Source organism: Roseateles amylovorans, assembly GCF_025398155.2.
Taxonomy (GTDB): domain Bacteria; phylum Pseudomonadota; class Gammaproteobacteria; order Burkholderiales; family Burkholderiaceae_C; genus Roseateles; species Roseateles amylovorans.
Window position 1 is genome coordinate 5,449,274 of the sequence record NZ_CP104562.2, and the last position, 21,728, is coordinate 5,471,001.

General features: G+C 67.5%; 18 protein-coding genes and 1 tRNA gene. 10 read left to right on the plus strand and 9 right to left on the minus strand.

The annotated features are described in order from the left end of the window. Window position 1: 1 nt before the first annotated feature. Both N4261_RS22590 and N4261_RS22595 read right to left on the minus strand, forming a co-directional pair. Window positions 2-280 (minus strand): PP0621 family protein, encoded by a 279-nt coding sequence (locus N4261_RS22590; protein ID WP_261757498.1) that lies wholly within the window; start codon window positions 278-280, stop codon window positions 2-4. Between the two features lie 222 nt (window positions 281-502). Next, window positions 503-1,297, minus strand: a complete 795-nt coding sequence (locus tag N4261_RS22595; protein WP_261757499.1) for a cytochrome C assembly family protein — start codon at window positions 1,295-1,297, stop codon at window positions 503-505. A gap of 82 nt (window positions 1,298-1,379) precedes the next feature. On the opposite strand from N4261_RS22595, the gene ffh reads away from it, so the two are divergent. Beyond that, the gene (gene ffh, locus N4261_RS22600; RefSeq protein WP_261757500.1) at window positions 1,380-2,756 is read left to right on the plus strand and encodes a signal recognition particle protein; all 1,377 of its coding nucleotides are present in this window, start codon (window positions 1,380-1,382) and stop codon (window positions 2,754-2,756) included. A gap of 107 nt (window positions 2,757-2,863) precedes the next feature. On the opposite strand, the gene ftsY is transcribed toward ffh, so the two are convergent. Further along, on the minus strand, window positions 2,864-4,162 hold the full coding sequence (ftsY, locus tag N4261_RS22605; RefSeq protein WP_261757501.1) for a signal recognition particle-docking protein FtsY: 1,299 nt from the start codon (window positions 4,160-4,162) through the stop codon (window positions 2,864-2,866). 90 nt (window positions 4,163-4,252) lie between these two features. On the opposite strand from ftsY, the gene N4261_RS22610 reads away from it, so the two are divergent. Further along, window positions 4,253-4,329: transfer RNA gene (locus tag N4261_RS22610), tRNA-Met, on the plus strand. A gap of 227 nt (window positions 4,330-4,556) precedes the next feature. On the opposite strand, the gene N4261_RS22615 is transcribed toward N4261_RS22610, so the two are convergent. Beyond that, a complete protein-coding gene (locus tag N4261_RS22615; protein ID WP_261757502.1) occupies window positions 4,557-6,518 on the minus strand; it encodes a sigma-54-dependent Fis family transcriptional regulator in 1,962 nt (653 codons plus the stop codon). Between the two features lie 274 nt (window positions 6,519-6,792). On the opposite strand from N4261_RS22615, the gene adh reads away from it, so the two are divergent. Together adh and N4261_RS22625 are read left to right on the plus strand one after the other, a co-directional pair. After that, window positions 6,793-8,313 (plus strand): aldehyde dehydrogenase, encoded by a 1,521-nt coding sequence (gene adh / locus N4261_RS22620; RefSeq protein WP_261757503.1) that lies wholly within the window; start codon window positions 6,793-6,795, stop codon window positions 8,311-8,313. A 96-nt stretch (window positions 8,314-8,409) separates the two neighbouring features. Further along, a complete protein-coding gene (locus N4261_RS22625) occupies window positions 8,410-8,808 on the plus strand; it encodes a DUF779 domain-containing protein (protein WP_261757504.1) in 399 nt (132 codons plus the stop codon). A gap of 12 nt (window positions 8,809-8,820) precedes the next feature. On the opposite strand, the gene N4261_RS22630 is transcribed toward N4261_RS22625, so the two are convergent. The 4 genes from N4261_RS22630 to N4261_RS22645 form a co-directional block, all read right to left on the minus strand. Beyond that, entirely contained in the window at window positions 8,821-10,692 is a 1,872-nt protein-coding gene (locus N4261_RS22630; protein ID WP_261757505.1) for a diguanylate cyclase domain-containing protein, read from the minus strand. Window positions 10,693-10,731: 39 nt separating this feature from the next. After that, complete coding sequence (locus N4261_RS22635; RefSeq protein ID WP_261757506.1) at window positions 10,732-11,157, minus strand: response regulator; 426 nt, start codon at window positions 11,155-11,157, stop codon at window positions 10,732-10,734. A gap of 195 nt (window positions 11,158-11,352) precedes the next feature. After that, window positions 11,353-12,000, minus strand: a complete 648-nt coding sequence (locus N4261_RS22640; protein ID WP_261757507.1) for an antibiotic biosynthesis monooxygenase — start codon at window positions 11,998-12,000, stop codon at window positions 11,353-11,355. Window positions 12,001-12,306: 306 nt separating this feature from the next. Continuing rightward, window positions 12,307-13,734: a pectate lyase family protein gene (locus tag N4261_RS22645; protein WP_261757508.1), complete on the minus strand. Its 1,428-nt coding sequence runs from the start codon at window positions 13,732-13,734 to the stop codon at window positions 12,307-12,309. A 790-nt stretch (window positions 13,735-14,524) separates the two neighbouring features. Here N4261_RS22645 and N4261_RS22650 point away from each other — a divergent pair. The 3 genes from N4261_RS22650 to miaB all read left to right on the plus strand — a co-directional run bounded on the left by N4261_RS22650 (window position 14,525) and on the right by miaB (window position 17,605). Further along, complete coding sequence (locus N4261_RS22650; RefSeq protein ID WP_261757509.1) at window positions 14,525-15,385, plus strand: hypothetical protein; 861 nt, start codon at window positions 14,525-14,527, stop codon at window positions 15,383-15,385. A 67-nt stretch (window positions 15,386-15,452) separates the two neighbouring features. Next, window positions 15,453-15,932: a hypothetical protein gene (locus tag N4261_RS22655; RefSeq protein ID WP_261757510.1), complete on the plus strand. Its 480-nt coding sequence runs from the start codon at window positions 15,453-15,455 to the stop codon at window positions 15,930-15,932. A 368-nt stretch (window positions 15,933-16,300) separates the two neighbouring features. After that, complete coding sequence (miaB, locus tag N4261_RS22660) at window positions 16,301-17,605, plus strand: tRNA (N6-isopentenyl adenosine(37)-C2)-methylthiotransferase MiaB (protein WP_435532090.1); 1,305 nt, start codon at window positions 16,301-16,303, stop codon at window positions 17,603-17,605. 120 nt (window positions 17,606-17,725) lie between these two features. Here miaB and N4261_RS22665 read toward each other — a convergent pair whose 3' ends face one another. Then, window positions 17,726-17,998, minus strand: a complete 273-nt coding sequence (locus N4261_RS22665) for a hypothetical protein (protein WP_261757512.1) — start codon at window positions 17,996-17,998, stop codon at window positions 17,726-17,728. A 168-nt stretch (window positions 17,999-18,166) separates the two neighbouring features. Between N4261_RS22665 and hemA the strand changes: the two genes are divergently transcribed. The 3 genes from hemA to prmC all read left to right on the plus strand — a co-directional run bounded on the left by hemA (window position 18,167) and on the right by prmC (window position 21,707). After that, entirely contained in the window at window positions 18,167-19,522 is a 1,356-nt protein-coding gene (gene hemA / locus N4261_RS22670; protein ID WP_261757513.1) for a glutamyl-tRNA reductase, read from the plus strand. 263 nt (window positions 19,523-19,785) lie between these two features. Next, the gene (prfA, locus tag N4261_RS22675; RefSeq protein WP_261757514.1) at window positions 19,786-20,874 is read left to right on the plus strand and encodes a peptide chain release factor 1; all 1,089 of its coding nucleotides are present in this window, start codon (window positions 19,786-19,788) and stop codon (window positions 20,872-20,874) included. After that, window positions 20,871-21,707: a peptide chain release factor N(5)-glutamine methyltransferase gene (gene prmC, locus N4261_RS22680; RefSeq protein WP_261757515.1), complete on the plus strand. Its 837-nt coding sequence runs from the start codon at window positions 20,871-20,873 to the stop codon at window positions 21,705-21,707. Before prfA ends, prmC begins: the two co-directional genes overlap by 4 nt. Window positions 21,708-21,728: the final 21 nt, after the last annotated feature.

A 21,728-nucleotide genomic window follows, 5' to 3' on the forward strand; every position in this document is an offset into this window, starting at 1 on the left:
GTCAGTTCCGGCCACCGGTGCGATCGGGCGTCTGTGACAGTCGCGCCTCGTGGCTGGTGCGATGGGCCGCGCTGCAGAACTGGCCGCCGCGTCCGGGCAGGGCCTCGCTGGCAGGCAGGTGCATGCCGCATTCGGCGCAACTGACCATGTCCTCCGGCAGCGCTGGCGCTGGCGTGGGCGCCGGTGCCTGCGGCGCCGGCGGGCGCTTCGGGCGCGCCCGCTTGAAGCCGAGCAGGAAGAAGAACACGGCCAGCACCAAGACCCAGAAGAGCAGCTTCATCACGACGGTTCGATCAGGAAGGAATCAGAGAACGGAGAACGGAGAACGGAGAACGGAGAACGGGAAAATTCTGCAACGACCCAGATCATCGGGCCGACCGCGTGAATCGGCTCCACCCCGTTCGTGAACTTGTTCGAATGCGTTGCGGGCGCGGCACGCTGGTGGCCAAGTGGGCGCGCACCGGCGCCATCCTGGCCGCACCGCATCCAAGCCGCCACCGATTCAGTGCGCCCGCTGCAACACGACTTCCAGCACAAACCGCGATCCCGCATAAGACAGCAGCAACAGCCCGGCGCCGAAGTACAGCCAGCGTGTGGCCTTGCGGCCACGCCAGCCGAAGACGCGGCGGCCGGTGAGCAGACCGGTCAGCACGATCCAGCCCAGCACGGCGAACAGCGTCTTGTGGTCCCAGCGCCATTGCGGGGTGAAGGCCCAACCCAGCAGCAGGGCCAGCGACAGCACCACCACCCCCGCCCCGACAAACTGGAAGGTCAGCCGCTCCAGCCGCAGCAGCGGGGTGCCGAAGGCCGGGGCGCCCTGTCCTTTCTGCGATCGCATCTGGCGTTCGGCGCGGTTGAGCATCACCGCATGCATCACCGCCACGCCGCACAGACCGTAGGAGGCCAGCCCCATCGCCCAGTGCAGCGGCGCCAGCGGCGAGCCGGCCTGCGGCCGGTATTCGCCGGGAAAGGCCCAGGCCACCAGCATCACCGCCACGCCCAGCAGGCTCAATAGCCGCTGGGCCGCCGGCAACGGCAGGAAACGGCTTTCAATCAGATAGACCCCCAGCACCAGCCAGAGCGTCATCGACAGCGACGGCGCGAAACCGAAGCGCGCCGCATGGCCGTCAAAGCCCGACGGGCTGCCGATCCCGGCGATGTCCACCACCAGCGCGGCGAGGTGAAGGCACCAGGCCAGCACCAGCACCAGACGCCAGGTGCGGGGCCGCTGATGGGCCCAGGCGGCGGCCGCCGCATAGGCCAACGCGCCAGCCACGCTGAGGACGGCCAGAAACATGCCGCTCTGTTCTCCGGATGCGAACGATAAAATCATCCCCAAAGTGTAATGACGCGCGCCCGCCCCCGCCGGTGCTTCAAAGATGGCCTCCACCCTGACCGATCGACTGAGCCGCCTCGTGAAGACGATGCGCGGCCAGGCCCGCATCACCGAGAGCAATGTGCAAGACATGTTGCGCGAGGTGCGTATGGCGCTGCTGGAGGCCGACGTTGCGCTTCCAGTCGTGCGCGACTTCATCGCCCGCGTGAAGGAAAAGGCCCTCGGCCAGGAGGTCGTCGGATCACTGAACCCGGGCCAGGTGCTGGTGTCGGTCGTCCACAAGGAGCTGGCCGCCACCATGGGCGCCGGCGTGGCCGACCTCAACCTGGCGGCCCAGCCGCCCGCCATCATCCTGATGGCCGGCCTCCAAGGCGCGGGCAAGACCACGACGACCGCCAAGCTGGCCAAGCACCTGATCGAGCGGCGCAAGAAGAAGGTGCTGACGGTCTCTGCTGACGTCTACCGCCCCGCCGCCATCGAGCAGCTGAAGACGGTCACCCGCCAGGCCGGCGCCGAGTGGTTCCCCTCCGCCCCGGACCAGAAGCCGCACGACATCGCGCTGGCCGCGCTGGATCATGCCCGGCGTCATTTCTTCGACGTGCTGCTGGTGGACACCGCCGGCCGTCTGGCGATCGACGAAGCGCTGATGGCCGAGATCCGGGACCTGCACGCCACGCTCAACCCGATCGAGACGCTGTTCGTCGTCGACGCGATGCAGGGTCAGGATGCGGTCAACACCGCCAAGGCCTTCAAGGAAGCGCTGCCGCTGACCGGCATCGTGCTGACCAAGCTGGACGGCGATTCGCGCGGTGGTGCGGCGCTGTCGGTCCGTCAGATCACAGGGGCGCCGATCAAGTTCGCCGGTGTCTCTGAAAAGATCGACGGGCTGGAAGTGTTCGACGCCGACCGCCACGCCGGCCGAGTGCTCGGCATGGGCGACATCGTCGCGCTGGTCGAGGAAGTCCAGAAGGGGGTGGACGTCGAGGCGGCGCAGAAGCTGGCCGAGAAGCTCAAGTCCGGCGATGGCTTCGATCTGAACGACTTCCTGGCCCAGATCTCGCAGATGAAAAAGATGGGGGGGCTGTCCGGACTGATGGACAAGCTGCCCACGCAGATGACCGCCAAGGCCGGCGCGGCCGACATGGACAAGGCCGAGCGCGACATGAAGCGCATGGAAGGCATCCTCAACGCGATGACCGCCAAGGAGCGCCGCCAGCCCGCGCTGCTGATGGACGGCAAGAGCAAGGCCAGCCGCAAGCGCCGCATCGCCGCCGGCGCCGGCGTGCAGATCCAGGAGGTGAACCGCCTGCTGAATCAGTTCGACCAGATGCAGGGCATGATGAAGAAGATGAAGGGCGGCGGCCTGATGAAGATGATGAAGCGCATGGGCGGCATGAAGGGCCTCAAGGGCATGATGTAAGCCCTGCCCCGCCCCTCAGCGGCGCCCCTCATCACGCGCGCTGTGCGCAAAAAACAAAGAGCCCGAAAGGGCTCTTTGTCGTTTCGGGATGGCTCAGTAGGCCGAGGTCATTCCAGCAAGGCCTGCGCGAACTCGCGAGGGTCGAAGGTCTGCAGGTCTTCCAGCTTCTCGCCGACGCCGATGAAGTAGACCGGGATCGGCCGCTCGCGGGCGATGGCGGCCAGCACGCCGCCCTTGGCGGTGCCGTCGAGCTTGGTGACGATGAGGCCGGTGAGGCCCAGCGCGTCGTCGAACGACTTCACCTGCGCCAAGGCGTTCTGGCCGGTATTGCCATCCACGACCAGCAGCACCTCATGCGGTGCGCCGTCCTGCGCCTTGCCGATCACGCGCTTGATCTTCTTGAGCTCCTCCATCAGGTGGAGCTGGGTGGGCAGGCGGCCGGCGGTGTCGGCCAACACCACGTCGCAGCCACGCGCCTTGCCGGCGGTGACGGCGTCGAAGGTCACGGCGGACGGATCCCCGCCCTCCTGGCTGATGATCTGCACGCGGTTGCGATCGGCCCAGACCGACAGCTGCTCGCGCGCGGCGGCGCGGAAGGTGTCCGCGGCGGCCAGCAGCACATTGGCTTCGGCGTCGGCCAGATGGCGGGTCAACTTGCCGATGCTTGTTGTCTTGCCGGCGCCGTTGACGCCGACCACCATGATCACCGTCGGCGTGTGTTCGCCGATGACGAGCGATCGCTGCAACGGCTTGAGCAGCTCGCTCAGCGCGTCGACCAGCAGATGGCGCACGGCGGCAGGATCGGTCGCCTTCGATTCCTTGACGCGACGCTTCAGGTCTTCCAGCAGGAACTCCGTGGCCCGCACGCCGGCGTCAGCCATCAGCAGCGCGGCTTCGAGCTCTTCATACAGCGCATCGTCGATCTGGGTGCCGGTGAACACCTGCGCGATGCTGGAGCCGGTCTTGCGCAGGCCCTGGCGCAGCTTGTCCATCCAGCTCTTGCGCGGTGCGGGCTCGGGCGCGGTCTCGACGGCCGGGCTGGGCGCCGGGGCTGGCTTGGGGGCAAGCACTGGCACCGGCACTGGCACCGGCGTGGGCGTGGGCGTGGGCGCGGGTGCGGGCACCTTCGCGACCGGCGCCGGCACGGGTGCCGCAATGGAGGGTGCCGGTGCCACGACAGGTGCGGACGGTGGGGCGCTGATCACGGGCGCCGGTGCAGGCTCCGAGGCGGCCGCAGGCGCAGGCTTGGCGGCGGGTTCGAAAGTGACGGGCGCGCGGGCCGTGACCGGGGGGCCGGGGGGCGTCGAGTGGGGCAGCGCGGGCGCGGGCGAAGGCGCTGGACTGGGCTCGGGGGCCGGTGGGGTGTCGGCGCCGAAGCCGAGTTTTTTCTTGAGGAAGCTGAACATGGAGAAGACTCGCTCGCCGAATTTTTTCGCCTCTTGCGGCGGGGGCTTGCATTGTCATGGAAAAGCTTGCTATAGTCGCGTTTTCTCTGAGGCGCTTTAGCTCAGCCGGTTAGAGCGACGGAATCATAATCCGCAGGTCCGGGGTTCGAATCCCTGAAGCGCCACCAAATAAATGGCAAAGCCCGCAAGACGCAAGTCTTGCGGGCTTTGTTCATTTGGGCTCCACATTTGGTCAAGTTCGTCATGAGGCAGGCGAAGGAGCGACCGGCCGCATGTCCAACCGGTCCCATCGCATGGGTCACCAACCTTCGTCGATTTTCCATCCGATGACGAAACTGGCCGGGACTAGCGCTTCGGGTTGCTCGAAGAATCGAAGCGGATCAGTGAGACACCATCAGCCGGACACCCCCTCGAATCCCCGTTCCCCCTCCCCCCGCCGCCTCGCCAAGTACCGATACAACGTACTCCGATGCAGCCCCAATCGCCTGGCCGCGCCCGCGACATTGCCACCGCATTCCGCCAGTGCGCGGCGGATGGCCTCGTCGGTCAATGACGCCAACAGCCCTGACTGCGCTCGCTGGCCAGCACCATCGACGGCGCCCATCACCTGCGCGGTCTCACGCGGCGCCGCAGCCACCGCATCGGGCAATCCCAGATCGCTCACATCCAGCGTCGCGCCCGGCTCAGCCAACGCCACGACGCTGCGCAACAGGCTCAACAGCTCGCGAACATTGCCCGGCCACGGCTGACGCTCCAACGCGTCCAGCGCAGCCGGCGTCAATCGCAGACCTTTCGCCGCGCCGCCCGCCTCATCCATCAAGCGCGACATCAACGCCCGTCGGTCCGCCCGTGACCGCAACGGCGGGATGCACACCACATGGCCCTGCAGCCGATACAGCAGGTCCTGCCGGAACAGCCCCTGTCCCACCAGCGCCGCCAGGTCCCGATGGGTGGCGCACACCAGATCGAAGTCCACGGCGATGTCCTGCGACCCACCCAACGGCCGCACCACGCGCGCTTCCAACACGCGCAGCAATCGCGTCTGCATGCTCAGCGGCATGTCACCGATCTCGTCCAGGAACAGCATCCCGCCGTGGGCTTCACGCAAGCGCCCGGGTAAGCCGCGCCGTCGTGCGCCGGTGAAGGCGCCGTCCTCATAGCCGAAGAGCTCCGCTTCGATCAGGCTCTCCGGCAGCGCGGCGCAGTTCACCGCCACCAGCGGGCCGCTCGCGCGGTGGCTGGCGCGATGCAGGCGGCGAACAAACACGTCCTTGCCGCTGCCGGTTTCGCCGCTGACCAGGATGGGAAGGCCCGCAGCAGCAATCCGCATCGCATTGGCCAGCAGCGGCGCCAGTACATCGGGCGGATCGGTTGTATGACCGGATTGAGCGCGCGGATCGGCGTGGGACACGCGCTCCAAAGGGCCCGTCGATGCGCGACGGATCGGCGTGTCGGCCCGCTGTGGCGCCTCGATGCTCACCGCCAGTTGTCGGCCGTCCGGATTCACCAGCAGCCCCGATCCCGACTGAAGTCGCTGCCAGCGTGCACCCAGCAGGCGCTCGGCAGGCGCGCCCAGCGCCTCCTCCCACACCATGCCCAGCAGCGACAGCGCGGTGCGATTCGCGCCGACGATCTGGCCGTCGAGCACCGACAGCAAGCCCTCGCGCGGCGTGCCCAGCAGCCCCGGGCGTCGATGGAACCGCACCAACTGTCCATCCCGTCGGCCGTTGCTCATCATCCGATGCTCGACCTGCGACGCCGCCATCCGCACCAGCCCCAGCGCATGCACATCCACATGGATGTCCTCGCCCGAGATGTCCAGCACACCGACCAGCTCGCCGCGCGCATTGAAGATCGGCGCCGCCGCGCAACCCAGCGCGCCGTTCTGGGCCAGGAAGTGTTCGCCCCCCAGCACCATCAGACCTTCGCGCTCATGCAGCGCCGTGCCGATCGCATTGGTGCCGCGCTGCGATTCCGACCAGTCCACACCGGGCGTCAGCGCAATCCGCTGTGCCTTGGGCAGGAAGTCCGGGCTGCCGACCTCATCCAGGATCAGCCCGCTGGCATCGGACAGGATCACCACACAGCCCTGCCCCAGCACATGCTCGGCCAGGCCATCCAGCTCCGGCTGCGCGCACTGGCGCAGCCACGCGGAGGCCTCGCGTCGGACGGACAGCTCTCCACGCAAGACCGGCTCGGCGACCGCTGGCCGCTGCAGCGCCGGGCTCAAGGCATCGCAACGTCGCCACGAGCGGCTGACATGCGCCGGAATGCTGGCGCCGGGATCGGTGCCATCGATGAAGAACCTCTGCCTCGCCCGTTCGACAACGGACGATGCCAGCGCGCGGTCGCTCATGCTTGTCTCCAGTGCCACGGTGTGTCGCAAGTTGCGACCGGGTCTGCGACACATTCTGCGGCATCCGTCGCCGAATGCGACAAGCACTGCGAAGAATCCCCGGTTGCCGCAGTCAGAACCTGCAGCGGCCCCTTGGGAAACCCCGTCGGCGTCGGCCCTGCAGGCGATTTCAGGACCTTGCGGGAAAGCCCGGACGGCCACTGGCCCATCCCTTGCAACTCAACGGTCAGAGCGCGGCGATGGAGCCGCGCCAACCCCGCAATGGAGACAACCCATGGACATGCTTGAACCCGGAAAATTCGGCACCGCCGTGCCTTTCAAGAAGCGCTACGGCAACTACATCGGCGGCGAGTGGGTGGCGCCGGAAGGCCATCAGTATTTCGACAACATCACACCGGTGACCGGCCGGGCCTTCTGCGAGATTCCGCGCTCCACTGCGGCCGACATCGACCGCGCCCTGGACGCCGCCCACAAGGCCAAGGCCGCCTGGGGCAAGACCTCGCCGACCGAGCGGGCCAACATCCTGAACAAGATCGCCGATCGCATCGAGCAGAACCTGCCGATGCTGGCCGCCGCAGAGACCTGGGACAACGGCAAGCCGATCCGCGAAACCACCTTGGCCGACCTGCCGCTGGCGGTCGATCACTTCCGTTATTTCGCGGCCTGCATCCGTGCGCAGGAAGGCGGCATCAGCCAGATCGACAACGACACCTACGCCTATCACTTCCATGAACCCATCGGCGTGGTGGGTCAGATCATCCCGTGGAACTTCCCGATCCTGATGGCGGTCTGGAAGCTCGCGCCGGCACTGGCCGCCGGCAATTGCGTGGTCATCAAGCCTGCCGAGCAAACCCCGGTGTCCATCCTGGTGATGATGGAATTGATCGGCGACCTGCTGCCGCCGGGCGTGGTGAATGTGGTCAACGGCTTCGGGCTGGAGGCCGGCAAGCCGCTGGCGTCCAGCAACCGGATCGGCAAGATCGCCTTCACCGGCGAGACCACCACCGGCCGGCTGATCTCGCAGTACGCCAGCCAGAACCTGATCCCGGTGACCCTGGAGCTGGGCGGCAAGTCGCCCAACATCTTCTTTGCCGATGTGATGGACAAGGACGATGCCTTCTTCGACAAGGCGCTCGAAGGCTTCGCCATGTTCGCGCTCAATCAGGGTGAGGTCTGCACCTGCCCGTCGCGCGTGCTGGTCCAGGAATCGATCTACGACCGCTTCATCGAACGCGCGATCCAGCGCGTGGGCGCGATCACCCAGGGCAGTCCGCTGGACATGGCCACGATGGTCGGCGCGCAGGCATCCAGCGAGCAGCTGGAGAAGATCCTGTCCTATCTGGACATCGGCCGGCAGGAAGGCGCGCAGGTGTTGATCGGCGGTGAGCGCAACCGGCTGGGCGGCGATCTGGAAGGCGGCTATTACGTCAAGCCGACCGTCTTCAAGGGCCACAACAAGATGCGCATCTTCCAGGAAGAGATCTTCGGCCCGGTGGTCTCGGTCACCACCTTCAAGACCGAGGACGAGGCGCTGGAGATCGCCAACGACACGTTGTACGGACTGGGCGCCGGCGTCTGGAGCCGCGACATGAACACCGCCTTCCGCATGGGCCGGGGCATCCAGGCCGGGCGGGTGTGGACGAACTGCTATCACCACTATCCGGCCCATGCCGCGTTCGGCGGCTACAAGAACTCCGGCATCGGTCGGGAGAACCACAAGATGATGCTGGACCATTACCAGCAGACCAAGAACCTGCTGGTCAGCTACAGCGAGAACAAGCTCGGCTTCTTCTGAGCGCCGAGCGCGTCCATTCATCCGTCCGCGCGTCCCTCGCCGGGGGCGCGCGGTGTCGGACGATCACAGGGGGTGCGTCGCCCCCGAGGAGTCGGCATGACTGAACCGGTGTTGCGGGTCACGGCCACCGACCAGGCGCTCGCGCTGATCGACGATCTGCGTCGGGAGCATGGGCCCTTGATGTTCCACCAGTCCGGTGGCTGCTGCGACGGGAGCGCACCGATGTGCTTCCCGCAGGGCGAATTCATCATCGGCGACTATGACCGACTGCTCGGCGAGATCGGCGGCGTGCCGTTCTACATCAGCGGTCCGCAATTCGAGTATTGGCAGCACACCCAGCTGATCATCGATGTGGTGCCGGGTCGCGGCGGCATGTTCTCGCTGGAGGGCCGCAGCGGGCAGCGCTTCTTGACGCGCTCCCGGCTGTTCACCGATGAGGAGTCGGCTTGGCTGGCCGCGACGGCGCACGCGGCGCCACACGCCGGTTCACGCTGAGCTCGGTGGCCGTCAAGCGGCCACGGCCCAGGCCGGATCGTCGACCGAGACCACCTGCAGCCGGCCCTTGCCGGTGCGCTTGACGCCGTACATCGCCTCATCGGCGAGGCGGAGCAATTCAGCGCACACATCGTCCCCGCCCCCGATGACGGCGCCCATGCTGGCATTGACCGACACCCGCTCGCCCGCGTCGAGCGTGATGCGCCGCTGGATCGAGAACAGGAAGCGCTGCAGCAGCTGCTCCACATCCGTCGCCCGCGACACACCCGACAGCAGGATCGCGAATTCGTCGCCGCCCAACCGCGCCACCACGTCGTTGGCGCGCACCAGGCCTTGCAGCCGCTGCGCGATCTGCACCAGCACCTCGTCGCCGGCGTTGTGACCGTACTGGTCGTTGACCGGCTTGAATCCATCCAGGTCCAGATAACAGACGGCGAAGTCCTGTCCAGTGCGACGCGCCTGATGAATCGCATCGCCGACCCGCTCCTCAAAGAAGCGGCGGTTGGGCAACTGGGTCAGCGCATCCCGCAGCGCCAGGTCCTGGGCACGGGCCTCGCTCTGCTTGAGGCCGTCGATGTCGGCCAGCGTCCACAGCGAGTCGGTGTCGGAGAGCACCATGCCGCTGACATCCACCCAGAAGGCACTGCCGTCCTTGCGGCGCATGCGCAGTTGCGTGCGGAAGCGCTCGCCCGCACGGATCGTCGACGAGCCGACGTGGCTGATGTGGGCATGGTCGGCATCGTCCATGAAGAGCACCCGCGTCTCGCTTTGTGTCAGCTCGCCGGGCTCATAGCCGAACATCTGCTCCAGCGCCGGATTGCACCAAAGGGCGCGCCCCTCGAAAACCCGCACCATGCCGACCAGGTCGTTCTGCAGCATCGCATCCTGCTCGCCGGCCAGACGCGCCAGCGCCTTGCGGGAGCGACGCTCCCCCTGATGCGTGCGATGGATCATCGCGGAGGCGCCTGCCACCGCCAGTGCCACCAGTGCGGTCAGCATCGCCTGCTGCCAGGCCTGCTTGCGCCAGGACGCCAGGAAGTCGCCGCTGCCCATGCCGGTGAACAGGGTCAACGAATAGCCGGGCACCTTGCGGTAGGCGGTGATGCGCTCGACCTGGTCGATCACGGTGGGCGTCAGGTAGACGCCATGGTCGCGGTTCTGGGCGAGGCTGCGCTGCAGTTGCGCCGAGAGCTGGCGTCCGCCGAATCCTTTGGTCGACCTGGGTTCACCCGCCGAGTAGCGGGCAATCAGGTTCATGCTCTCCGAGCGCAGCGACACGGCGCCGGAGGGGCCAAGCGCCACTTGGCTGAAGCGGGCCAGGAAATGCCGCGCGGTCACCACCGCGAAGACAACGCCCGCGAACTGCCCGTCGTGGTTGATCAGCCGGCGGGCCAGGATCAAGCTCCATTCGCCGTTGACACGCCCTTGCAGCGGCTCTGAAATCACCATGTCGGTGCTCATCATCGCTTCGGTGAAATAAGCGCGGTCGGCCACATTGAAGCTGCGTTCATCGGCAGAGAGCCCTGCCACCACCTGACCCCGCACATCGGCAATCCGCAGCACCGACACCTGCGGCAGCAGGTCGCGCTGCTCTTCGAGCATCCGCACCAGCGCGTCCTGGTGATCGGCCGTGAGTCGGGCGCTGCGGTAACGCAAGCCGATGGTCGAGAGCGCGTTGTCCGCATTGCGCAGCTCCGCGCCCACCTCCACCGACAGGCTCTGGGCGAGGTTGTCCACCACGTCACGCGCGCGCTTCTCTTCGCTCAGCCGGTGGTTGTTCAGGCTCAGTCCGGTCATCACGACCAGGGTGGCGATCAGCAGCAGGTTGCCCAGGATCAGCCAGGTGGCCATGCGGCCGGGACGCGTCCAGGTCAGTGGGATCATGGGGATCTCCCTTGGCGACTCGAATGGCGATGCAGGCGCTCAGCCGCCGAGGTGCATCGGCGGACGCGGACCCGGCGCACCACAGCGGCGAAGCCGCGGCGCCCCCTCGCAGCACAGGTCGTGCAGGTCGCCCATCAGCCGATCGACGTCGAAGGCCTTGTCGTAGAACCCGTTGGCGCCGCGCTGGGTGCACAGCGGCGCGTAGATGGCGCGGTCCTCCGAGCTCAGCACGAACACCTTGCCGGCGAACGATTGCCGTCGCAATCGGGACAGCACCGCCAACCCGGAGCCCGGGGACAGCTGCAGATCCAGCAGCACGACGTCGGGCGTCGTGGCCATCACGGCTTGAACGGCCTCGTCCTCGCCGGAGGCTTGCGCCACGACGCTGACACCCGCCTCGCATTCGACGCGTCCGACCAGAAGGCGGCGCACCGGCAGGCAATCTTCGACGACAACGATCTTCATGGGATCTATGGTCGTCTCCCGCCCCCGTCGTCGCCAGCACGCTTCGCCCGCTCCTGCTGAAAGCCCTTCACCGGAGCCGTTGTCGGGCGATGCCCTACAGCCGCCTACAAGCGTCCGATCGGCGCGACGTCAGCGCCCCTTCCGCGACTGTTCAGCGACTGTTCAGCGACTGTTCTGCGCGTGTTCCTCGCCTCGTCAGCGCGATAACCAGCGCGCCAGCCATCGGGTGTAGCGCGGCATGATCACGTAGGTCATCAACACGACGGTGATGCCGGAGACCGCCAGATTGGCGGCCAGCCGCCCCCAACCGCCCAACCAGGCATGCAGCCAGGGGCCGAGCGTCATCCCCAGCAGCGAGGTCAGCGGAAAGATCACCGACCAGGTCGCCAGCGCCTGCTTGAACCGTCGCGGTGCGGGATGAGCGGCCGGCGGCTCGAACCAGAACTCCAGTCCGGTCACCGTCTTGACCTCCTCCGGCGAGGCGAGCAGGGGCGCCACCTCGCGCAGCAGGGCCTGACGCGCCTCCGAGCGGAACCAGTCGTCCGCATGGGCGATGGTGTCGAAGTGCAGCGTCACGGTGTAGAGGAAGCTGCCGGCCGGGGGCTTGATCACCTGCGCACCGCGGTGTCCCGGAAAGCGCGCGGCGATCGGGATGATGCGATGCAGCCAGTCCTCGTAGGCTTGCCAATGGTCCGGGCGCACCTGCTGGCGGATCACGGCGGTGACCATGTCGGGACGCGGCAGATCCAGCGCCTCCACGTCCGGCAGTTGGGCCGAACTCAGCGTCGGTTGGCGGTCGTCGGTGGCGCGGTGGGTGGCATCCTGGGGCGGCGGCGTATCCATGCCGGGATGCTGCGCCGGAGCGGGGCAAAACGCCTCCCCTGTTTGGGAGGCCGTGCACGGCTCCTGTCGACAGCGCCAGGTCAGCAGCGCCGGGACGACGGCACGATGGCCTCGGCACCAAATCGACCACGCCGGTTCGACAGGGCCAGCGCGGTTGTCCATGCCGTCCAGGCCGTCCATGCCGTCAATCCGGTCAAGCTCGTCCGGTTCCGATCAAAGGCCACAAACCAGCACGCCCCGCCACCCGTGAGGGTGAGCGGGGCGTGTCGAGGCTCATCCCGGGATGGGCCCGGGATCAGCCGTCGATCAGTTGCAGCTCAGCGTGGCCAGGTTCTTGCCGGCGCCAACCACGGAGGGCAGCTTCGCCTTCACGCACGCCGGATCATGCGGCGTGTAGTTGTAGGGAATGCCCACGGGGAAGTTGGCCGTCGTTTTCCAATCGGTCGCATCGCGCGTCGGCTTGGACTCGCTGGCCACCCACTTGATGCCGTAGGTGGCGAAGTCGGCCGTCGTCTTGATGTTGTTGTTGCGAAGTTCCCAGTAGCCGATCGCCGAGCTGTCGCGCGAGGTCACCGGGTTCTGCGAGTTCTCGAAGTAATTGCTCTCGATCAGCGAATAGCCACCCATGCGGATGTTCGCGCCCGAGGTGATCACCTTGGAGAACAGGTTGTTGTAGATGTGGGTGTAGCCGCCGCGTTGCAGCGGAATGCGCGAGCCCACGTTGTAGTAGTAGTTGTGGTGGAAGGTGATGTTGCGGTCGCTGGCGTCGCTGTCGCTCGATCCGATCAGGCCCACCTTGTGGTGGTCATGGATGTAGTTGTAGGAATAGGTGATGTGGTGCGCACCCGCCTTGTTGTCCACCAGACCGTCGAACTCCAGGTCGCCTGCGCCCGAGCACTCGGCCAGGGAGCTGAACAGGGTGTTGTGGTCGATCCAGATGTAGCCCGGGAACTTGCCGCTCTGGCCTTCGATGCCGATGGCATCGATCGAGCCCGGCAGCAGGCCGATGGTCATGTTGCGGATGATGATGTTGGACGAGTCCGCCTTGATCGCCAGGCCGAAGTTGGCTGCCGAGCCGTTCACGCCTTCGATGGTGATGTTCTTCTTGCCCTTGATCTCGACGATCGCGCCGGCATCCTTCTTCCACTGGGTGCAGGGATCGGGGATGGTGCCGAAGTCGAAGGTGCCGTTGTAGCGCACCACCAGGCCGCCCGTGCCGGTGTAGTTGTTGATGGCGGTCTGCATCTGCGCGGCGGTGCTGACGGTCACGGCCGTCACCGAGCCGCCACCGGTCACCTGACCGGCGAAGCCACCGCTGTGGCCAGCGGGTGCGGGTGCGGGTGCGGGTGCGGGAGCAGGTGCCGGTGCGGGCGCCGGTGCAGGGGCCGGTGCGGGCGCTGGCGCGGGAGCAGGTGCAGGTGCGGGAGCCGGTGCGGGCGCAGCGGCCGGTCCGACGGCGCACTTCTCAGCCTTGCCCTTGTTGGGATCGGCACCGCCGAAATTGGCGCTGGTGCAGGCCACGGTGGCGCCGCTGAAGCTCTTGATCACCCACTTGTCCTTCAAACCGAAGGAGACCTGACGGGTCTTGCTGTCGAGCTTGCAGGTCTCGCCTTCGTCCGCGCACTTGGAGAAGCCAGAGGGCCAGTCGGCCGCCAGGGCCGAGGAGATCGGCGCGATCGCGCCGCAGGCCACTGCAATGGCGGCCAAACGATACCGCGTGTTCAAGTTGTTCATGGGGTCACTCCCAGTCATTGCTATCGTTCACGATGAAAGGTCGAACGCGCGCCCGCCTGCACACCGCGCGCAGGCGAACCCGGCACCGCTTGCGCAGCGCCTTGAACGTGTTCGAGGAAAGCCCCGTGCCGCTCCAGTCAGTCAACGCCCCCGTACCTGCAGGATTCGGGTGGTGACACTGGCCTCGGGCAGAGGCTGCGATCCGGTCATGCCACGCGCAGGCGTGGCCCTTTCCGACATCGACGCGCAGACTATCGACGAGATCCGCGCCGGAACAGCATTTGTATCGAGACTGATCCAGGTTTTACAGACTGGTTCTGAAGGCACTTCAGAGGGGCGCGCCGCACCACCGTCGCCGCTTTCCGCGACACGACCGGATGCGAACCAATCCCCCGAAAAGACCCTACCAGCGCAACACCAGTTGCGAGGGCGCGTGTGGAGCGATCTCGGGGTCAGGTCTTGCTAGAAAAATAGGCGATCTACTGAGGAGCCCATCGACGCGTCTGCTCCGTTCGGTACGTATCGCGACCGCCACGTACGCTCAGCAGCCGATCGAGCCGGTACTTTTTCCGCTGCCCGCACGCTTTACAAATTTCAGGGAAATTACGGACGGTTTACCGGTCAGATTTCCCAGGGCCATGCGGCCCCGCTCCTTAATATCCGCCCCCGGGAAGACAGCCGTTTCGTCTTCCGGAAGGAAGACAGCAGCATGGTGGTGCGGGTACGGTGGCGGATGAAGGGCGTTCGATCGAGCGCCTGGGAGCGAGGTTTCGCGCAGGCGTCAGCAGGCGTGTGGGCCGTCGTCGCAACCTTGGGCTTGGCCGGCGCCGCGTGTGCGGCCGACCGTGACGTCGCCGCGCCGAGCGGCGATGCACTGCCGGCGCCGATGCGCGCCCCGTTGCCGTCATCGCTGCCGACCGCTCGGCACCCCGCCCACTTGCAGGTGCGTGCCGACGGCGTGGCCCACACCGCGCCCGCCCCGGGCATGCGCCAGGTCGACTTCCGTGGCGTGACCGTGTCGGAATCGGCGCGCCAGATGGCGCAGAGGGCATTCGAGTCGGGCGATGCGAAAAACCTGCCGTTCGCCGTCGTCGACAAGAAGGAAGCGCGACTGCTGGTCTTCAGCGCCGACGGCCGCCTGGTGGGCGGCACCCCCGCCCTGCTGGGCCTGGCTCGCGGCGACGACGTCGCACCGGACGTCGGCCGCATGGTCGCGACCGGCATTCCGCCGGCGCTGCGCACCACGCCGTCCGGCCGCTATGACACCCAGCCCGGTGTCAACTTGAAGGGCGAGGCGGTGATCTGGGTGGATTACGACGCGGCGTTCGCCATCCATCGCCTGCGGCCCAGCCCGGCCGTGGAGCGCCGCGCCGAGCGACTGGCCTCGGCATCGCCCGACGACAACCGGATCTCGTTGGGCTGCGTCATCGTCACCGGGGACTTCTTCGATCGGGTGGTCCGACCAGTCTTGGGCCAAGGCGCTGCCGTGGTCTATGTGTTGCCGGAACCGATCGAAGCCGGAGAAGGGGCCGTGGCCATGAACGAGGTGGGACGGAGCGCGCTCCTCGGTGCGACCCCGTCCACCGTCCCCGGCCATTCCGGGTCTGCTGGGGCCGCCGTCCGACTGACGTCGCCCAACGGCCGGATCTGAGCGGTCGGCCTCGAGAAGCGGCGGTCCCGCTACACTTGCCGCTTTTCGCAGCCACTGGATCTACACCATGTACCGCTGTGCCATGCCCGCCGGGCCCGGCCTTCATCGCGTCAGCCGTCTGCGCTCGACCGTCAAGTCCCTGGCCGCCCGCATTGCCCTGATGACCGTTGCCGCCGCGACCCTGGGGGTTGCCGCACTGCCCGCGCCTGCCCAGGCGCAAGTGGCCACCGGTCACCGCCTCTTCCCATCGGACGCCCTGCGCGGTGAGATCGTCTTCGGCTATGCGCCGGACGTGACGCTGAACGGCAAGTCCGACCGTCTGGCCCCTGGCGTCCGCATCCGCGACACCGCCGACATGCTGGCCCTGCCCGGCACGCTGATCGGCCAGAAGGCCACGGTGCAATACAACCGCGACATCAACGGCCTGCTGATCAACGTCTGGATCCTGAACAAGGTCGAGCTGGCCAACAAGCCCTGGCCGCGCACGACGACCGAAGCCTCGACCTGGATCTTCAACCGCGACACGCAGACCTGGACCAAGTCCTGATCCGCGCATGAAGACCGGGAGAGCCGGAGACCGGCGGGGCGCCTGAGCGCCGCCCGGTCCGGCTGCCGGTCGACGCCGACGCCGACGCCGACGTCATCCTGTTTCTCAAGCCCTGGCCGCTGCCAGCGCCGCTCAGTTGTTGCCCTCATGTTCGATCCGCGCCGCCCGCCGAGGTGGCCACGGGTCCTGGAGCCTCTGCCATGACGCAGTTCACCGATCTCTCCGGCGCCCCCGCCGACACGCCTGAAACCCTGGTCCCGCCGACGGCAGCCGCCCGCGCGACGGACGCCTCCGCCTCGTCTGTGGCCGGCGCTGCCGGTCCAGCCGGCACGGGCAAGAAGGTCTACATCAAGACCTTCGGCTGCCAGATGAATGAATACGACTCGGACAAGATGGCCGACGTGCTGCGCGCGGCGGACGGTTATGAACCGACCAACGACGTCGAGCAGGCCGACCTGATCCTGTTCAACACCTGCTCGGTGCGGGAAAAGGCTCAGGAAAAGGTGTTCTCCGACCTGGGCCGCATCAAGCACCTCAAGGCCAAGGGCACGCTGATCGGCGTCGGCGGCTGCGTGGCAAGCCAGGAGGGCGCGGCCATCATCGAGCGCGCGCCGTATGTGGATGTGGTGTTCGGTCCGCAGACCCTGCACCGGCTGCCGCAGATGCTGGCCCAGCGCCAGCAGCAGTTGCGGCCGCAGGTCGACATCAGCTTCCCCGAGATCGAGAAGTTCGACAACCTGCCGCCGGCCAAGGTGGACGGGGCGTCGGCCTTCGTGTCGATCATGGAAGGCTGCTCGAAGTACTGCTCCTACTGCGTGGTGCCCTACACCCGCGGCGAGGAGGTGAGCCGCCCCTTCGAGGATGTGCTGGAAGAGGTGGCCGGCCTGGCCGACCAGGGCGTCAAGGAAGTGACGCTGCTGGGCCAGAACGTCAATGCCTACCGCGGCCGGATGGGCGACAGCGACGAGATCGCCGACTTCGCCCTGCTGCTGGAGTATGTGGCCGAGATCCCCGGCATCCAGCGCATCCGTTACACGACCAGCCATCCGAACGAATTCAGCCAGCGCCTGATCGAGGCCTACGGCAAGATTCCGCAGCTGGTCAACCATGTCCACCTGCCGGTGCAGCATGGCAGCGACCGCATCCTGATGGCGATGAAGCGCGGCTACACCGTGCTGCAGTTCAAGAGCACCATCCGCAAGCTGCGCGCGGTGCGGCCGGACATCCGCATCGCCAGCGACTTCATCGTGGGCTTCCCCGGCGAGACCGAGGAGGACCATGCCAAGACGATGCAGTTGGTGCGCGACATCGGCTTCGACGCCTCCTTCAGCTTCATCTTCAGCCCGCGCCCCGGCACGCCGGCCGCCAACCTGGCGGACGACACGCCGCATGAGGTGAAGGTCCGCCGGCTGCAGGAACTGCAGGCCGAGATCGAGGCCACCGCCATGCGCTACAACCAGGAACTGGTCGGCAAGACGGTGCCGGTGCTGGTCAGCGGCCACGCCCGCAAGGACGCCACCGAACTGATGGGCCGCACCGAGTGCAATCGCATCGTCAACTTCAAGGGCCAGGAGCGGCTGATGCACCAGATCATCCCGATGCGCATCACCGAGGCCTACCCGCATTCGCTGCGAGGCGAAGTACCGGTCAGCGAAGAGCCGACCACCGCCTGAGAGACGGACGAGCTGGACCGCGCATCGGGGCCCTGCCCTGCGAACGCAGGGCGGCCCTGTTTCGTGCTGCCCAGGTCCGTGCGGCCGCGGTCTGTTCGACCGGCATCCGCGCGGCGGCCGTCAGCGCTTGAAGCTGAGCCCCCACTGCGGCAGCGTCACCCCGACCAGCATGAGGCCGTAACCGGCCATGCTGCCGTCCCGCCCGAGCAGCAGCAGCGCGGCGAGGGTCCCCATCGAGCCGCCCAACCCGCCCCACCAAGCCAGTTGGCGCCAGGTCAGGCCGTTGGAATCCTGGCGCCACAGCGCCTTGATCGACACCGCCATCAGGGCGGCGACCACCCAGGCGGGCAGGAAGAGGTTGCCGAAATGCCAGAAGGCGTCGAGGAAGTTCAAGCGCGGCCTGTGTCGGTAAGGAGATGAAACCGGTCGCCGGACCGTGGTCCGGTCACGACACGGCAGCGGATCGCCCCCAGGAGGACCGAGCCTTCCTTGACGGAACAGGTCGAGGAAATCCCTGAGGGCGTGCGAGAGTCGGGGCAGAATTTTATAATCGCCGCCATCATGACGGTGTTCGCCCTGGGCTTGAATCACAACTCCGCGCCGCTGGACCTCCGCGGCCGGTTTGCTTTCGGCCTGGAACAGCTGGCGCCGACGCTGCTCGGCTTCCGCGAACAGGTCACCACCGCGCGTCAACGCGCCACCCTGGCCGAGGCGGCCATCCTCTCCACCTGCAACCGCACCGAGCTCTACGTGGCGGGCGATGGCGAAATGGTCCGTCCGGCCATGGACTGGCTGGCGCAGGTGGGCGGCGTGGGCAGCGCCACGCTGATGGACCATTCGTATGTGGTGGAGGGTGGCGCGGCCGCCCGGCACGCCTTCCGGGTCGCCAGCGGTCTGGACTCCATGGTGCTGGGCGAACCGCAGATCTTGGGGCAGCTCAAGCAGGCCGTGCGAGAAGCCGACCAGGCCGGCACCCTCGGCACCACGCTGCATCAGCTGTTCCAGCGCAGCTTCTCGGTGGCCAAGGAAGTCCGCAGCTCGACCGAGATCGGCAGCCACTCGATCAGCATGGCGGCTGCGTCGGTCCGCCTGGCCGCGCAGCTGTTCGAGAACCTGGCCGACATCAAGGTGCTGCTGGTCGGCGCCGGCGAGATGATCGAGCTGGTCGCCACCCATTTCGCCGCGAAGTCCCCAAGGGCGATGGCCGTGGCCAACCGCACCCTGGAGCGTGGCGAGAAGCTGGCGGCCCAGCTCGGTGCGGACGCGATCAAGCTGGCCGACCTCCCCGACCGCCTGCATGAGTTCGACGCGGTGATCTCCTGCACCGCCTCCAGCCTGCCGCTGATCGGCCTGGGTGCGGTCGAACGGGCGCTCAAGCGCCGCAAGCACAAGCCGATGTTCATGGTCGACCTGGCGGTCCCGCGCGACATCGAACAAGAGGTCGCCCAGTTGGACGACGTCTATCTCTACACCGTCGACGACCTCTCCCAACTGGTCCAGACCGCCGGCGAGAAGCGCCAGGCGGCGGTTCAGCAAGCCGAGGCGATCATCGAAACCGGCGTGCAGAACTTCGTGCACTGGCTGGACCAGCGGCACACTGTCCCGCTGATCCAGGCCCTGCACCAGCAGGCCGACAGCTGGCGGCAGACCGAGATCCAACGCGCCCGCAAACTGCTGGCCAAGGGCGCGGATGTCGACACGGTGCTGGAAGCGCTGGCGCGCGGCCTGACCCAGAAGATGATGCACGGCGCCATGGCCGAGCTCAACGGCAGCGACGGCGAACAACGCCTGGTGCTGGCACAGACCGTCTCGCGGCTCTTTCTGCGCAACACCGGAACGCCGACGGCCGCCGACGGCGAGGCGCATCCTCGCAGCGGCTCCGGTCGCGATCGCTCCACCGACCTGACGGATTCTTAGCGACGCGGTCGTCATGACCGCCTCACCCCGGCGCGCCTGAGCCGCCGCGGGCTGCGCGGGTCGGACGCCGGAGGGACCGAACTTGAGCCGATTCCCACCTGGCCGATCTCCGCGATGAGGGCGACACTGACCGGGATAAGTCGGCATTTCGCTCGATCGTCCCGCGCCTCCTCGGCTCCATAGCCCCCCGACACCGACTGCAGCGATCCGCCACCGCGGCGCCGCCCGTCCCGTCCTTCTGCCGCTCCCCGGCACGTTCACCCATGAATGAGTCTTTGCGCCAACAGTTCGACCGCCTGGGCTTCCGTCTGGTCGAGCTCGACAACACCCTGGCTGACGGCAGCGTCGCCGCCGACATGAAGCGCTACCGGGCGCTGACCAAGGAACAGTCCGAGGTGTCGTCGTTGGTGACCCGCTACCAGCTCTATCAACAGCGCGAACGCGACCTGATGGCCGCGCAGGAACTGCTGGACAGCGGCGACGCCGACATGGTGGCCATGGCCCGCGAGGAAATCGCTGGCGCCGAAGCCGACCTCCTCCGGCTCGACCAGGAATTGCAGCTCGCGCTGATTCCGAAGGATCCGGACGACGAGCGCCCCGCCTTCCTGGAAATCCGTGCGGGCACCGGCGGCGATGAGTCCGCCCTGTTCGCCGGCGACCTGACGCGGATGTACACCCGGTTCGCCGAGACCCAGGGCTGGCGCTGCGAGGTGCTGTCGTCCAATGAATCGGACCTCGGCGGCTACAAGGAAATCGTGCTGCGGCTCGACGGCGACGGGGTGTATGGCCGACTGAAGTTCGAATCCGGCGGTCATCGGGTGCAGCGGGTGCCGGCCACCGAATCCCAGGGGCGGATCCACACCAGTGCCTGCACCGTGGCCGTCATGCCCGAACCGGACGAGGCGGAAGAGATCCAGCTCAATCCGGCCGAGCTGCGCATCGATACCTTCCGCGCCAGCGGCGCCGGCGGCCAGCACGTCAACAAGACCGACAGCGCCATCCGCATCACCCATCTCCCGACCGGGATCGTGGCCGAATGCCAGGACGACCGCAGCCAGCATCGCAACAAGGCACGCGCCATGGCGGTGCTGGCCGCCCGGCTGCGGGACAAGGACCGCACTGAACGCGCCGCCAAGGAGGCCGCCCAGCGCAAGAGCCTGATCGGCAGCGGCGACCGCAGCGACCGCATCCGCACCTACAACTTCCCCCAGGGCCGCCTGACCGATCACCGGATCAACCTCACCCTGTACAAGCTGGGCGCGATCATGGACGGCGACCTCGCCGACGTGCTGCAAGGCCTGCAGCAGGCCCAGGCCGCCGAGCAACTGGCAGCGCTGGAAGGCCGCGCATGAGCGTGCCCGCCCCCTTGACCATCGCCGGTGCCCTGCGGGCCGCCGCCACCGCCGGCCTGCCGCGCGCCGAATCCCAGTACCTGGTGCAGGCCTTGCTGGACTGCTCCCGCGCCTGGCTGATCAGCCATGACGACGATCTGCTGTCCCCCGCACAGGCTGCCCGCTTCCACGACTGGCTGGCCCGCCGGCTGGACCAGGTCCCGCTGGCCTACCTGGTGGGTGAGAAGGAGTTCTTCGGACTTCGCCTGCGGGTCACGCCGGACACCCTGGTGCCCCGCCCCGACACCGAGCTCCTGGTGGAATGGGCCCTGGAGCGACTGGCCGACCTGCAGGCGCCACGGGTGGTGGACCTGGGCACCGGCAGCGGCGCGATTGCCCTGGCGATCCGTTCGCGGCGGCCGGACGCCGAGGTGCGGATGGTCGACGCCAGCGCCGGGGCGCTGGCCGTGGCCCTGGACAATGCCGCCCGGTTGGGCCTGGAGGTCGACGGCCATCTGGGCAGTTGGTTCGAACCGCTGGCCGGGTTGGGCCGGTTCGACCTGATCGTCAGCAATCCCCCTTATGTCGCCGGAAACGACGACCACCTGGCGGCACTTCGGCACGAACCGCGCTCGGCCCTCACGCCGGAAGGCGACGGTCTGTCCGACCTGCACCACCTGGTCGCAACCGCACCGGACTGGCTGCGGCCCGGCGGCTGGTTGCTGCTGGAGCACGGCTGGGATCAGGCAGAGACGGTCGCCGAACGGCTCTGTCAACGGGGTTTCCAGGCGGTGTCCAGCCGCCGCGACCTGGGCGGACAGCTCCGCACGACGGGCGGATGCTGGCCCGGCTGAACGACTGGATACCTTCTCGGC